The sequence below is a fragment of the Anaerosolibacter carboniphilus genome, from assembly GCF_014205875.1.
Classification (GTDB): Bacteria; Bacillota; Clostridia; order Peptostreptococcales; family Thermotaleaceae; genus Anaerosolibacter; species Anaerosolibacter carboniphilus.
Window position 1 is genome coordinate 26,726 of the sequence record NZ_JACHEN010000022.1, and the last position, 13,402, is coordinate 40,127.

Here is a 13,402-nt window from a genome sequence, read left to right on the forward strand (position 1 = left end):
GATTATATATGAATGAATCAATGCATAAGTATATGAAGGTGGGACTTATCCATTTTATGGCCTTTCCGTCCACGATGAAGGGTGAAGGTCCCATCGTTGAAACCATAAAAAGAATTGCTTGTGATGATTATTTCTCAGCCATTGAGTTAACCTGGATAAAAGATCCGCAAGTACGAAAAGAAGTGAAGAAGATTCTGACATCAAGTCATATGGCCGTGGGCTATGGCGCGCAGCCTAGATTGCTGACGACAGGTATGAATATCAATGATCTGAATGAGGAAGGAAGAGCGAAAGCTGTAGCCTCCTTGAAGGAAGGAATTGATGAAGCTTATGAAATAGGCGCCAAAGGCTTGGCTTTTTTAAGTGGTAAATACCAGGAGGAGACCAAAGAGCAATCCTATCAGGCCTTACTGGCGTCTACCAAAGAGCTGTGTGCCTATGCCAAGTCTAAAGGTAATCTAAGGATCGTACTAGAAGTTTTTGATTATGATATTGATAAAAAAAGTCTAATTGGACCTGCACCATTGGCAAAACGATTTGCAGAAGATATGATGAAAGAGTATGATAATTTTGGGTTAATGGTAGATTTAAGTCACATTCCTATGATTTATGAAACATGTGAGGAATCGATACTACCGATCAAGGACTATCTGGTGCATGCCCATATGGGGAATACCGTAATCAAGGACCCTAGCTTTGAAGCGTATGGTGATACCCATCCAAGGTTCGGATTCCCCAATGGAGAAAACGATGTGGAGGAATTGGTGGAGTTCTTAAAGGTATTGATGAATATTGGATTCTTAAATACAAAAAATCCTCCAATCGTAAGTTTTGAGGTAAAACCATGGGGAGATGAAGACCCAGAATTGGTTATCGCCAATGCAAAAAGGACTTTAAATGAAGCTTGGGCAAGACTTTAATAGAAAGGAGATCATGAGGATGAAAATTGTTGTTTTAGATGGATATACCTTGAATCCAGGAGATATAAGCTGGAAAGAGCTGGAGAAGTTAGGTGAGCTTACGGTCTATGACAGGACGCCAGAAGAAAAAATTCTAGAAAGGATACAAGATGCGGAAATTGTATTCGTCAATAAGGTACCCCTTACAAAGGAAACCCTGAGAAAAGTGCCATCGGTAAAATTTATCGGGGTACTGGCCACCGGCTACAATATTGTAGATACGGATGCTGCCAGAGAATTGGGCATTCTTGTCTCAAACATTCCGACCTATGGGACGATGGCAGTGGCTCAATTTGTCTTCGCTTTATTGCTGGAAATCTGCCACCATGTGGGGGTACACAGCGAAGAGGTTCGGAAAGGTGCATGGACAAATAATCCAGATTGGTGCTTCTGGAACTATCCGCTCATAGAATTGGCTGACAAAACCATGGGTATTATCGGATTTGGAAGAATTGGGCAAGCTACAGGAAAAATTGCCCAGGCATTAGGTATGAAAGTATTGGCGTATGATGAGCATCCAAATAAAGCATTGGAAAGTGATACGTTAAAATATGTAACACTGGACGAATTGTTGGCAGAATCCGATGTGATCAGTTTACACTGTCCATTGTTTGAAAATACAAGAGGAATGATCAATAAGCATACCATTGCCAAAATGAAGGATGGCGTAATGATTATCAATACCTCCAGGGGGCCGTTGATTGTGGAGGAGGATCTGGCAGAAGCATTAAACAGCGGAAAAGTATATGCAGCCGCCGCCGATGTAGTATCCACAGAGCCTATCAAAATGAACAATCCATTGCTGGGTGCTAAAAACTGCATCATCACCCCTCATATTGCCTGGGCGCCAAAGGAATCTAGGATACGGCTGATGGAAATTGCAGTAAACAATTTAAAGGCATTCTTAGAAGGAGCACCTGTTAATATTGTGAATAAGTAGCATGAATATGGGAGTTAGTGAAGAGGTTTTCGCTGGCTCCCTATTGGCATTTTCAAATATAGAAATAAAATGGGAAAGTATTTGTAAATTCGTTTCGTTAGCTTAAATGGGGGTGAAAAGTATGAAAATTGTTATTGCACCAGACTCTTTTAAAGGGGCATTATCTTCCATAAAGATAGCCAATGCCATGGAAGAAGGTATAAAAAGGACATTAGTAGATGTGGAGATCATAAAAGTACCAATGGCTGACGGAGGTGAGGGTACTGTAGAGGCTATGGTTGAAGCTACGGGAGGCCGAATGGTATATACTGATGTAACAGGACCTTTGGGGGATACAGTTCATTCTTTTTATGGTATTCTCGGAGATGGAGAAACGGCAGTAATAGAAATGGCTGCTGCTTCTGGACTCCCCTTAGTTCCTATTGACCAAAGAAACCCTCTCTATACAACAACCTATGGAACAGGAGAGCTGATAAAGCATGCCATTGAGAATAAATGCACAAAGGTGATGATGGGGATTGGAGGCAGCGCCACAAATGATGGTGGCATGGGAATGGCACAGGCATTGGGCGTCAGATTTTTTGACAAAGAAGGCAACAAATTGGCGCTTGGTGGAAAAGAGCTTGAGAAAATACAACAAATTGATATGTCAGGCATTCATCCCAATATAGCGGATGTAGAAATAAAGGTTGCTTGTGATGTAACAAATCCGCTATGGGGGGAGAGGGGAGCCGCTTACGTCTTTGGACCCCAAAAAGGAGCCAACCCTGAAATCGTTGAAAGGCTTGATAAAGGACTAAAGCACCTTTCTTCTGTAATTCAAAAGGAATTAGGCAAGGAAATAGCAGATTTACCCGGTGCCGGTGCTGCCGGAGGTCTAGGCGGTGGATTAGTAGCTTTTCTGAATGCGAGATTAGAAAGTGGTGTTCAGATGGTGATAAGATCCAGCAAGCTTGAAGAGAAAATTAAAAACGCGGATCTCGTGATGACTGGTGAAGGTAAAACCGATGAGCAAACAGCCTTTGGGAAGGTTCCTTTTGGTGTGGCTCAGATCGCTAAGAAGTACAATGTACCAGTGGTTTGCCTTTCGGGAGCTTTGACGGAAGGCGCAGAGAAACTGTACGATCATGGAATCACAGCCCTTTTCAGCGCTGTGAATAAAGATATGAGTCTTAAAGAAGCCATGGATCATACCGATGAGCTGGTTAAAAATGCATCTGAGAATATCGTGCGTTTGTTTGTAGCAACAAATATAAAAAAATAAAGGATGTGTTTTGTAGAAGTAGTATGAAGAGGTGAATACCATTGAAGAAAATAGCTGTTTTGACTAGCGGCGGAGATGCGCCGGGAATGAATGCGGCCATAAGGGCTGTAGTAAGAGCCGGCATTAACAGCAAGATCAAGGTAATGGGGATAGAGCGGGGATTTAGTGGGCTCATAAATGGCGAGATAAAAGAAATGAATCTATCCTCTGTAGGCGATATTATTCACAGAGGAGGAACCATCCTTAAGACAGCGAGATGTGAAGAATTCAAAACTGTCGATGGGAGAAATAAAGGACATAACGTATTGAAAGGATTTGGCATAGAGGGGCTTGTGGTTATTGGGGGAGATGGCTCTTTCCTTGGCGCGCAAAAGCTTTGCCATGAAGGTGTTCCGACCATAGGCATTCCAGGAACGATTGATAATGATATGCCATATACAGATTATACGATTGGTTTTGATACGGCGGTTAACACAGTGTTAGACGCTATCAATAAAATACGAGACACATGCATGTCCCATGAGAAAGTGAGTATCATTGAGGTCATGGGAAGGCATTGTGGAGATATTGCTTTATATGCAGGCCTGGCTGGGGGTGCAGAAAATATTTTAATACCTGAAGAAAAATCGGGTTTGAAAAAAATCTGTGAAAAGCTAATAAAAGGGAAAGCAAGGGGAAAATTATATCACATCATCGTTCTAGCTGAAGGAATAGGAAATGCCAGTGAACTGCAAAAAGAAGTATTCGATAAAACGGGTATTGAAGCTAGAATTACCACTTTAGGGTATACGCAAAGAGGAGGGAATCCTACGGCTTCGGACAGAATATTAGCCAGTAGAATGGGTGCAAAAGCAGTAGAATTATTGTTGAATAAGCAATCAGGAAGAGCCATCGGTGTAAAAGGCAATCAATTAATTCATCTTTCAATCGATGAAGCCCTCTCAGCGAAAAAGAAGTTTAATCGGGAATTATATGCATTATCTCAAGTGCTTTCCATTTAAGTAGAAGCAATAGGACCAGGCTTGCCAAATTGACAGAAGCATTTAGAAAACTACGCTAATTCGTCAAGCCTACCTTCCTTTATCTTTCATAGTTATCATATGGGGACTAAAATGGATGGGATATCCCGTAGGTTTTATGGCCCTTTTAGGTGCAATCAGTTTGATGGGGGTTGTTGTTAACAATGGGATTGTACTGCTGGATTATATTAAACTTCTGGTTGAGGAATATGAGGATATGCAGAAAGCTATTGTTGAGGCTTTTGTATTTATCAATATTTATTCTTTATATAAACCAAATAGGATTAAGAACTGACGCATTTGTCAAAAAAATCTCATACCATTATTATAAGTCCCTGAGACCTACTTCGTTTAATATGAAAAAATTGCAGTCGAATACATCTAAATATCCTCTCTAATGTCTAAACTAAACCAAAATGTCGACCCTTTCTGCAGCTGTGAAGTGAAATAGAGCTTAGAATCATGGGCTTCAATGAATGATTTGGCGATAAATAGGCCTAGTCCATATCCTTTTTTATCATCATACTGCCCTGTGTAAAATATATCAAAAATTTTATCCATATCATCTGTAGCAATGCCGATACCTTCATCTATGATCTTAAAGGTTATTTTGTTATTTTCTTGAATAATATGTACCTGGATCTTACTTCCCTCATGGGAAAACTTGACTGCATTATTTAATAGGTTATTCCATACACGGCTAATTTTGATTGAGTCAATTAGGAGCATTCCCTCCTCACAAAGCAATAGACCTTCAAATTGTCTTTGAGAATCTTTTGCATATTGTTTTGCAGTTTCAAATAATTTTGATGCGAACTTTTTCATATCTACTTTCTCAGTGTAAAGCTTTGGAATATTCTGAGCTTCATATGCAGAATCAAGAATATCGCAAGTGATTCTTTCAATATCTTCCGCGCTGTTATAAATTCCTTCTAAAAATCTGCTTTTGACCTCGTCGCTGTCTATGATTCCCGAAAGAATACCTTTAGCATACCCTTTGATCAATGTAATGGAAGTTTTCAGATCATGGGATAAGACAGAGATAAATTTTGCAGTTCTACCACTTGTTGCTTCGATGGTATATGATAACTCCTGTGAAGTTTTAATAAGCTGCTCGCTTTCATCATTAAATTGATGTACAGCAGAAGCAAGGTATTCCTTTAAATTCTTAAAAGACCTTGTCAAATTACCAATCTCATCGTCAGGCTTAACATGATTCTCATGATGATCATGGACGAAATGTTCTTCAGGATCTTTAAAACCGTTTATAGAATCTGAAATCGATTTGGAAATTAATAAACTACTACGGGCTGCATGATTAATATATCTTGTAATCGCAACAATAGGAATAGAGATTTTATCAGAAATATAGGTTCCAATAAATACGGCCAATATGGTTACAAGAATACCTATGACGATGACATAGATGAGCAGACTCAAGGATTTTTCTCGCAATTCCGATTCAGGTAATACAGCGGTGAGTACCCAGTTGTTGCTCTCTATGAGCTTATACATTTGTAGTTCTTTTGAACCATTGTTATTGAAAAAATGTTTTTTATTGATGGTACTTATAACTTTTGTTTGTCTATTCAATCTAAATTCATCGGGAATATCATAATTTATGTTGGTTGCCTGTGTTGCAATAAGCTTTTCATTTGGATGAGACAAAATTAAGTTGTTTGAATCAATAATCACATAATATCCTATTTTACCTAATTCAAAAGTCTTAATAAAGTTTGAAAGAAACTCAGCATAAATTGCAGTGCCAGCATAGGCAATTACTTGTTTGGCGTCATTTATGATAGGACTAACAGTAATGATGATTAAAGAACCATCAGATTTAGCAGTCAGTATGTCGCTTGTAACGGTTTTTTTGAAATCTTTTGCTTCTTGAAAGTATTTTCTGGTAGATAAATCTAAATCCATTGCGCTGGGCATCGTCGTTGCAACGATATGACCTTCCTTATTGATGATAAATAGATCCATATAATAATTGCTCGAATTATTCTTCTCCTGCATCATTGCAGTGAGATGGTTATTTAAGGCGCGGACACTCATTTTATGATCTAAAAAACTTTTAACATTTAAATCTAATGACAGTTTTTCTGTTTCTAATTGATTGATCTTTATGAGTAGATCGATGTTTTCTTGCGCTCTATCTAACTGGGATTCCATATATGCTTCTGCATCTTTATTAATAATAGAGGCAGACTTATTGTAGATGATATAACTGATCAGAGTCAATAATAATATAATCATTGAGCAAATTGTTAAAGTAATTCTTCTCTTTAGACTCATAGACATCACCCGACTTGTAAGATTTAAAAAGAGTCAATATCTATAATCGAAAAGTCATTATAGATATTGACTCTTTTATTTTACCATAATGTAAAATGAATAGTTTTAGTTCTTCAATGATTGTTTGATTGAAATTACTTAGAAAATTAAGAATGCAATAGGTGTGGTTAAAATCAATGTTAGAATCGTTCTCTCGATCCAGATGATAATGATTTCTGTAAGGGTAATAGGTATCTCCGTTGACAGGATACATGGGATAGAAGCTGAGAAAAACAATATAGAAGATACAGAGACTACAGCAATAATAAACTTTGTAATGATTGGCGCACTTGCTGCCAACAGTGCAGGTAGGAACATTTCAGCGACTTCTAACGCAGACGCCTTTGCTGCTAACATAGGTTCAGGGATTCTTAATAATAATGTGAATGGGTAGAAGATATACCCTATGACATCAAATACTGGCGTATATTTTGCAAGTAATAAACCGAATAGACCTACGGAGAGTATTGTAGGCAGTATGCCCATCGCCATAATGAAACCATCTTTCAGATTATCTTTTATGTTTTTCAATAATGGAAGGGAATGGGATGTAGCTTTGAGACCTTCATAAAGGGCATTTTTAAAAATGTTTCCTTTCAATTCAGGTTCAGGGTCGCCAACTTCTGTGATATAGGCGTCACTTTTTTTTCTTAATGGATAAATGCGGACGGTAATTGCTGTAACGATAAAGGTAATAACTAGGGTAGACCAGAAATAAATATTCCAATAATCCATAATGCCAAGGGTTTTCGCAACAATAACCATAAATGTTGCAGATACAGTAGAGAAACCAGTAGCAATAATAGCGGCTTCTTTAATTGTATACTTACCTTCTTTGAACACTCTATTGGTGATTAATAAACCAATGGAATAACTTCCAACAAAAGAAGCCACGGCATCTACAGCAGATCTACCAGGCGTTTTCCAGATAGGTCTCATTACTGGGCGTACCAAGACACCGATAAATTCCAGCAATCCATATCCGACTAGGAATGATAAAAAGACGGAACCAATGGGTACAATCAACCCTACAGGAATAACGAGTTTATCAAACAGGAAAGGAATCATATCTGCTTCAAAGAGGAAGCTTGGGCCATATTGAAAGCAAGCCATAAATGCAACAATGATTCCTAAAAGTTTAAAAATAGAAAAAATAACAGTTACTTTATCCTTATTCCATGTCTTTACAATAAAGGGGCGTATACCACCTAGAATGATGACAATAAGTGCAACAAAGGGAGCAGTACTGCCAAGCAGATTTCTAGTTGCTGTTACGAGATGATCCAGCAGGATCGTAGACTTTCCGCCGATACTGACAGGAATAAAGAACATAAAAATACCAATTGCACTAAAAAATAATAGTTTTAGCAGATTTTCAGTTGTTTTAAATTCTGCTTGGGTTTGAACAGCATTTTTCTCCATATGATTACCTCCTTATATCGTATATGTTTATTGCAATCTTGTTTCAGTATAGCATCAACCGCATTATATATTTGAAAATTCACAATAGTTAAATAAAAATGTCACCAAACTGTCATAAATAATTTTTTGGGAATTGAGTAAATGAAATATACGTATGATATGATAAAAAAAGATTGTAGGAAATCTATGATGAGAACTGCAAAGAAACTCGTTATCTTCTTGCATGAGGAGAAAGGAAGATTAGGGATGCACAAAATATTGGTTGTAGATGATGATAAGAATATTGTATTGATGATTACTGAATTCTTGAAAATTCATGATATGAAAGCGATACAGGCCTTTAATGGAAAGGAAGCGATCGAATTATTAGATGAATCTATTCAACTTGTTATCCTGGATATCAATATGAATGCGCTTAATGGGATTGAGGTATGCAAAATGATTCGGCAAAACTATAATGTCCCGATCCTTTTTCTCAGTGCAAACACTGCACAACATGATAAGGTATTAGGTCTGGGGGTAGGCGCGGATGATTATATTACAAAACCCTTTGATCCATTAGAGTTGGTTGCAAGAGTAAAAGCGCATATTCGAAGACGTGAAGAATATAATAAAAACAGCCTAACGAGCATGGTAATTGGTTTCGATGAATTTTGTATTCATCGAAACGCACATAAAGTTATAAAAAATGGAGAAGAAATTTATCTATCGTCTACAGAATTCAAACTGTTGCTTTACTTTATTGATCATGCTTATATGGCCATGACAAGAAAGCAGATATTGATGGATGTATGGGAAAGCCAACATTATGATGAAAATACGGTTACTACTTATGTGAAGAGATTGAGAGAAAAACTGAAAAGTGATGAAAATGATCAGGGATATATAAAATCTGTGAGGAGTGTGGGCTATATTTTTGAAGCGGATATCACAATGCTTCCTCATCAAGCCAATCCCATCTATCTAAAGGACAAGTCCGCAAGATAAAAATAGTATATACGTACAGTGAAAACAGAGGTGATGGCATGGATAAAGAAACGGTATTCGACAATAGGGGATACAATGCCTTAGTCGTGGAAGGCGGTGCAATGAGGGGGATATTTTCCACGGGAGTCCTTGATGCTTTTTTAGAAAATGGATTTAATCCCTTTGATATATGTATAGGCGTTTCTGCAGGAGCAACAAATATTGCATCTTACTTGGCAGAAATGTACCAAAGAAACTATAAAGTTTATACGGATTATTCCATTCGCCCTGACTTTATAAATTGGATAAAATTTATGAAGGGTGGACATTTGGTTGATTTGGATTGGCTCTGGGATGCTACCATTAGGGAGATCAGGCTGGACTTAGAAAGGATATTCAGCACAAAAAAACAATTTTTTGTCGGTGTGACTGAAGTAAAAACAGGTAAAGCAGTCTATTTAAAGCCTGATAAAAATAATTTGGAAGAGATCATGAAAGCCTCCAGTTCTATTCCAGTATTTTATAGAAACTTTTTAAGAATTAATAACATCGATTTTGCAGATGGGGGATTGGCAGATCCGATACCAGTGATGGAAGCGTATAAGCGTAATGCTAAAAATATTATGGTTATTCGTTCGAGGCCCTATGATTATACGATGAAGTCTAATTCTAATAATTTCTTAAGCAAGTAGTATTTTAAGAATCATCCCCAATTATTTAACACGATTAAAAATAGACCGAAGGTATATCATCAATCCATTGAATTTATGCGTAATCCACCGAAGGACGTAAAGATTTTAGAAGTAAACCCGCCTAAGGAATTCCAAACGAAGAGGTTAACAAAGGATATTTCTATTTTAAGACAAGATTATCATCTGGGATACAAAATAGGAATAGATATGATCCAGCGGTGGAATAGAGAAGTTACATAGAAATAGGTAGAGACATTTTCTTAGGAGTCGATTTGGAGCAGTAACAACGTTTTTATACCAGTTCGTAGTAGTAGAAAAATGTGACATAATAACATCGGTTGGACAGGATCGTCCGACCCTACGGTAGATCAATAAATCATGGTTTTGTGTAGGGAACGACGACCCTGTCGTTCCGTAGGATACAGCTAAAAACCAAGGAATGGCGTCGATCCCTACGAGATACTGAACACATTGGTAGGGGCGATTCATGAATCGCCCTTTGACCACAGATATCACCTCAACTGTCATCCTGAACATCGTGAAGGATCTGCATTTAGGTTCTTAGATGCTTCACTGTGCTCAACATGACACGATCTAGGGATTGACGCATATACGACAAATACAGGCGAACAATGTTCGCCCCTACGATTTTTTCTAACCTTAGCTTACGTGATTCATTATGTTGCATTTTTTATTTTATGTGATGAAAGAAAAATAAGGGGGAAATTGAATTGGCTATTATCTATTCAAAGGAGTATATTATAAATGAAAGAACTGTAGAAATACGAAGTGCTATCCCCAGTGATGCAGCACAATTAATAGAATTAAATAAAAAGCTGGCGGTAGAAACGAAGTATATGGTAAGAGAACTTCATGAAATAGATATTGATATTACGAACCAGGAAAACAGGATTAAGGATTTGAACGACCATGAAAATGGGTTATTGTTGGTAGCGTCTGTTGATGGAGCAATTGTCGGTCAGTTAGGAATCCTACCCGAGAAATTTGAGAGAATGAAACATATGGCTGGATTTGTAATAGGAATAGAGAAGGCATATTGGGGATATGGCATTGCAAAGTTATTGATGGATGAAGTGACGTCATGGTTTAGGTTGTCAACGCTGAAGAGAATAGAACTTAATGTCATCGAAGACAATGTTCGAGGGATTGCGCTGTATAAAAAGTATGGATTTCAAATAGAAGGGAAGAAGATAAAAGATCATCATATCGGAGATGGAATATATCTTAATACTTTGCTCATGGGAAAGCTATTGGATGAATAAGCTTGGATAGCTTTTCCATATAGCTGCCCATGCACAAGTTATAAGAAACTGAAATATGCAATAAGTAGGAGAAGTCCTGCTTTTATTTTTTTGAAAAAAAAACATTGAAGCTATAGTGACATATATAAAGTAGATATTTATATACAGACATAAGTCTTCATGTGATGGCATAAATATGGCTCAAAGGACAAAGACAAAGCCCATTAACAATGGAAAGGAGCGTGTATTTATGAAAACGATCGCGATTCTAGGTACCTTAGACTCAAAGGGAGCAGAGTTTAAGTTCATTAAGGATACTATAGAAAAAGCTGGAGTCAATACTTTTGTTATCCATGTTGGTGTATGGGATGCACCTTTTACACCGGATGTTTCAAATGAAGAAGTTGCCCAAGCTGTCGGGGTGTCCGTTGAAGAACTGCAAGTAAAGAAAGACAGAGGCTATGCCATGGAGGTCATGGCTAAAGGTGCCGCTGAAATTGTAAAGAAGTTATATGGGCAAGGTAAGTTTTCCAGTATCATCAGCTTAGGTGGAACTGGTGGTACCAGCATCGCATGTGGGGCAATGCGAGCATTGCCTATTGGCGTTCCTAAACTTATGGTCTCTACGGTAGCTTCTGGCGATACAAGGGCTTACGTGGGTGTCTCAGATTTGACGATGATGCATTCTGTAGTGGATATCTCAGGGATTAACAGTATTTCAGCAAGCATCCTTTCAAATGCTGCCCATGCGATCGTCGGTATGACTGTCCATGAAACGGTTAAGCTGGAGAATGAAAAGCCTCTGATTGGAGCTACCATGTTTGGGGTTACCACCCCTTGTGTCACGAAGGCAAGGGAATACTTAGAGAATGAAGGGTATGAAGTCCTTGTTTTCCATGCCACAGGCATAGGCGGTCAGGCAATGGAAAGCCTCGTAGAAGCAGGGTTTATCAAAGGCGTATTAGATATCACCACCACGGAATGGTGTGATGAACTGGTGGGCGGTATACTGGCAGCAGGACCCCGTCGATTAGAAGCCGCTGGAAAGTGTGGGGTGCCCCAAGTGGTATCTACCGGTGCCCTAGATATGGTGAACTTTGGTCCCTATGAGTCTGTACCAGAGAAGTTCAAACACAGGAATCTATATAAGCATAACCCATCCATCACATTGATGAGAACGACTGTGGAAGAATGTAGAGAATTGGGCAGAATCATAGCTGGTAAATTAAATATGACAAATTCACCAACGACTTTGGTACTGCCACTGAAGGGGGTCTCTTTAATAGATGTGGAGGGACAAAGCTTTTATGGACCAGAGGAAGATCAAGCGCTGTTTGATGCCTTAAGGGAGAATATTGATCGAGAGAAGGTAACGGTTGTAGCGCTTGAGAAAGATATCAATAATGAAGAAGTAGCGTTGTTTATGGCAAAAGAGCTCATCGCGTTGATGGGAAGATAGAAAAGTTTAAGGGGGATTGAAAATGAGATTAGGACGGAGTGAAATATTAAAAAATTTAAGGGCACAGATTGCTGAAGGGAAAATGATCCTTGGAGCGGGTGCTGGTACAGGTATTTCAGCAAAGAGTGGAGAAGCTGGCGGAGTAGATATGATCATCATATATAACTCGGGTAGATATAGAATGGCGGGGAGGGGTTCTCTAGCAGGATTGTTACCCTATGGGGATGCAAATCAAATCGTTATGGATATGGGGAATGAAGTATTGCCAGTGGTGAAGAAAACCCCGGTGCTGGCAGGGGTGTGTGGAACTGATCCTTTTAGGCTGATGGATGTTTTCTTAAAACAGTTAAAGGATGCGGGATTTGTAGGTGTTCAGAATTTCCCAACGGTGGGATTGATCGATGGCATATTTAGAGCCAATCTTGAGGAAACTGGCATGGGGTATGACCTGGAAGTAGAGATGATCAGACAGGCCCATGGGCTGGATCTATTGACAACACCTTATGTTTTCGATGAAGCGCAAGCCAGAAAAATGGCAGAGGCAGGGGCTGATATTTTGGTTGCCCATATGGGTTTAACCACAAAGGGAACCATAGGAGCCAAAACAGCTTTAACACTAGATGATTGTGTAGCGAGAGTCCAAGCGATCCATGATGCAGGCAGATCCGTAAATCCTGACATATTGGTTATTTGCCATGGTGGTCCAATTGCTGAGCCGGAAGATGTCGAATATGTGCTTTCCAGAACAAAGGGAGTGGTAGGTTTCTTTGGAGCATCCAGTATTGAAAGATTTGCCACGGAGGTTGGAATCAAACAACAGGCAGAGGCATTTAAAAATATAGGCATATAGTGATCAGACCAACGGATGGACAGGGGCGTCCATCCCTACAAAATCACAGAAAATCATGTTTTGCGTAGGGAACGATGCACCGATCTCTGCGAAATAGTGGTCATAATGATAAGGGTGGGGTTTTCCGCCTGATTATCAAACATCATTTTAATATTATGCAAAAGAGCCTGCATGAAAAAAGCAGACTCTTTTGTTGTTTTCACTGTGAAAGATACTGTTGTATGGTTTGAAT

12 protein-coding genes and 1 pseudogene are annotated in these 13,402 nt (G+C 38.8%); 11 read left to right on the plus strand and 2 right to left on the minus strand.

Annotated elements, in window-relative coordinates; genetic code table 11:
* Positions 1 to 8 precede the first annotated feature (8 nt).
* The 5 genes from HNQ80_RS16590 to HNQ80_RS16610 all read left to right on the plus strand — a co-directional run bounded on the left by HNQ80_RS16590 (position 9) and on the right by HNQ80_RS16610 (position 4,477).
* Positions 9 to 920: a sugar phosphate isomerase/epimerase family protein gene (locus HNQ80_RS16590; protein ID WP_184311794.1), complete on the plus strand. Its 912-nt coding sequence runs from the start codon at positions 9 to 11 to the stop codon at positions 918 to 920.
* A gap of 19 nt (positions 921 to 939) precedes the next feature.
* Positions 940 to 1,899 carry a D-2-hydroxyacid dehydrogenase gene (locus HNQ80_RS16595; protein WP_184311795.1) on the plus strand — a complete coding sequence of 320 codons (960 nt, stop codon included), beginning with the start codon at positions 940 to 942 and terminating at the stop codon, positions 1,897 to 1,899.
* A 121-nt stretch (positions 1,900 to 2,020) separates the two neighbouring features.
* Positions 2,021 to 3,163, plus strand: coding sequence for a glycerate kinase family protein (locus tag HNQ80_RS16600; RefSeq protein WP_184311796.1), 1,143 nt, complete (start codon positions 2,021 to 2,023; stop codon positions 3,161 to 3,163).
* A 41-nt stretch (positions 3,164 to 3,204) separates the two neighbouring features.
* Positions 3,205 to 4,164, plus strand: coding sequence for a 6-phosphofructokinase (pfkA, locus tag HNQ80_RS16605; protein WP_184311797.1), 960 nt, complete (start codon positions 3,205 to 3,207; stop codon positions 4,162 to 4,164).
* Between the two features lie 58 nt (positions 4,165 to 4,222).
* Positions 4,223 to 4,477 (plus strand): efflux RND transporter permease subunit, encoded by a 255-nt coding sequence (locus HNQ80_RS16610; protein WP_330602919.1) that lies wholly within the window; start codon positions 4,223 to 4,225, stop codon positions 4,475 to 4,477.
* Positions 4,478 to 4,563: 86 nt separating this feature from the next.
* On the opposite strand, the gene HNQ80_RS16615 is transcribed toward HNQ80_RS16610, so the two are convergent.
* Positions 4,564 to 6,441 (minus strand): sensor histidine kinase, encoded by a 1,878-nt coding sequence (locus HNQ80_RS16615; protein WP_207727057.1) that lies wholly within the window; start codon positions 6,439 to 6,441, stop codon positions 4,564 to 4,566.
* Between the two features lie 177 nt (positions 6,442 to 6,618).
* On the minus strand, positions 6,619 to 7,941 hold the full coding sequence (locus HNQ80_RS16620) for a YjiH family protein (protein WP_184311799.1): 1,323 nt from the start codon (positions 7,939 to 7,941) through the stop codon (positions 6,619 to 6,621).
* A 246-nt stretch (positions 7,942 to 8,187) separates the two neighbouring features.
* On the opposite strand from HNQ80_RS16620, the gene HNQ80_RS16625 reads away from it, so the two are divergent.
* The 6 genes and pseudogenes from HNQ80_RS16625 (at position 8,188) to HNQ80_RS16645 (ending at position 13,170) form a co-directional block, all read left to right on the plus strand.
* Positions 8,188 to 8,928 (plus strand): response regulator transcription factor, encoded by a 741-nt coding sequence (locus tag HNQ80_RS16625; protein WP_243183340.1) that lies wholly within the window; start codon positions 8,188 to 8,190, stop codon positions 8,926 to 8,928.
* A 38-nt stretch (positions 8,929 to 8,966) separates the two neighbouring features.
* On the plus strand, positions 8,967 to 9,599 hold the full coding sequence (locus tag HNQ80_RS16630) for a patatin-like phospholipase family protein (protein ID WP_207727058.1): 633 nt from the start codon (positions 8,967 to 8,969) through the stop codon (positions 9,597 to 9,599).
* 24 nt (positions 9,600 to 9,623) lie between these two features.
* Positions 9,624 to 9,839, plus strand: a pseudogene (locus HNQ80_RS25665) (DUF6363 domain-containing protein); the annotation flags it as partial.
* A gap of 491 nt (positions 9,840 to 10,330) precedes the next feature.
* The gene (locus tag HNQ80_RS16635) at positions 10,331 to 10,882 is read left to right on the plus strand and encodes a GNAT family N-acetyltransferase (RefSeq protein WP_184311800.1); all 552 of its coding nucleotides are present in this window, start codon (positions 10,331 to 10,333) and stop codon (positions 10,880 to 10,882) included.
* Positions 10,883 to 11,111: 229 nt separating this feature from the next.
* Positions 11,112 to 12,320 (plus strand): Tm-1-like ATP-binding domain-containing protein, encoded by a 1,209-nt coding sequence (locus HNQ80_RS16640; protein ID WP_184311801.1) that lies wholly within the window; start codon positions 11,112 to 11,114, stop codon positions 12,318 to 12,320.
* A 22-nt stretch (positions 12,321 to 12,342) separates the two neighbouring features.
* On the plus strand, positions 12,343 to 13,170 hold the full coding sequence (locus HNQ80_RS16645) for a phosphoenolpyruvate hydrolase family protein (RefSeq protein ID WP_184311802.1): 828 nt from the start codon (positions 12,343 to 12,345) through the stop codon (positions 13,168 to 13,170).
* The last annotated feature ends 232 nt before the right edge of the window (positions 13,171 to 13,402 follow it).

Excerpts from the sequence above, each read along its gene's own strand:
- HNQ80_RS16590 (WP_184311794.1), top strand. The coding sequence starts at position 9 with ATGAATGAATCAATGCATAAGTATATGAAGGTGGGACTTATCCATTTT.
- HNQ80_RS16595 (WP_184311795.1), top strand. The coding sequence starts at position 940 with ATGAAAATTGTTGTTTTAGATGGATATACCTTGAATCCAGGAGATATA.
- HNQ80_RS16600 (WP_184311796.1), top strand. The coding sequence starts at position 2,021 with ATGAAAATTGTTATTGCACCAGACTCTTTTAAAGGGGCATTATCTTCC.
- HNQ80_RS16615 (WP_207727057.1), bottom strand. The coding sequence starts at position 6,441 with ATGATTATATTATTATTGACTCTGATCAGTTATATCATCTACAATAAG.
- HNQ80_RS16620 (WP_184311799.1), bottom strand. The coding sequence starts at position 7,941 with ATGGAGAAAAATGCTGTTCAAACCCAAGCAGAATTTAAAACAACTGAA.
- HNQ80_RS16625 (WP_243183340.1), top strand. The coding sequence starts at position 8,188 with ATGCACAAAATATTGGTTGTAGATGATGATAAGAATATTGTATTGATG.
- HNQ80_RS16630 (WP_207727058.1), top strand. The coding sequence starts at position 8,967 with ATGGATAAAGAAACGGTATTCGACAATAGGGGATACAATGCCTTAGTC.
- HNQ80_RS16640 (WP_184311801.1), top strand. The coding sequence starts at position 11,112 with ATGAAAACGATCGCGATTCTAGGTACCTTAGACTCAAAGGGAGCAGAG.
- HNQ80_RS16645 (WP_184311802.1), top strand. The coding sequence starts at position 12,343 with ATGAGATTAGGACGGAGTGAAATATTAAAAAATTTAAGGGCACAGATT.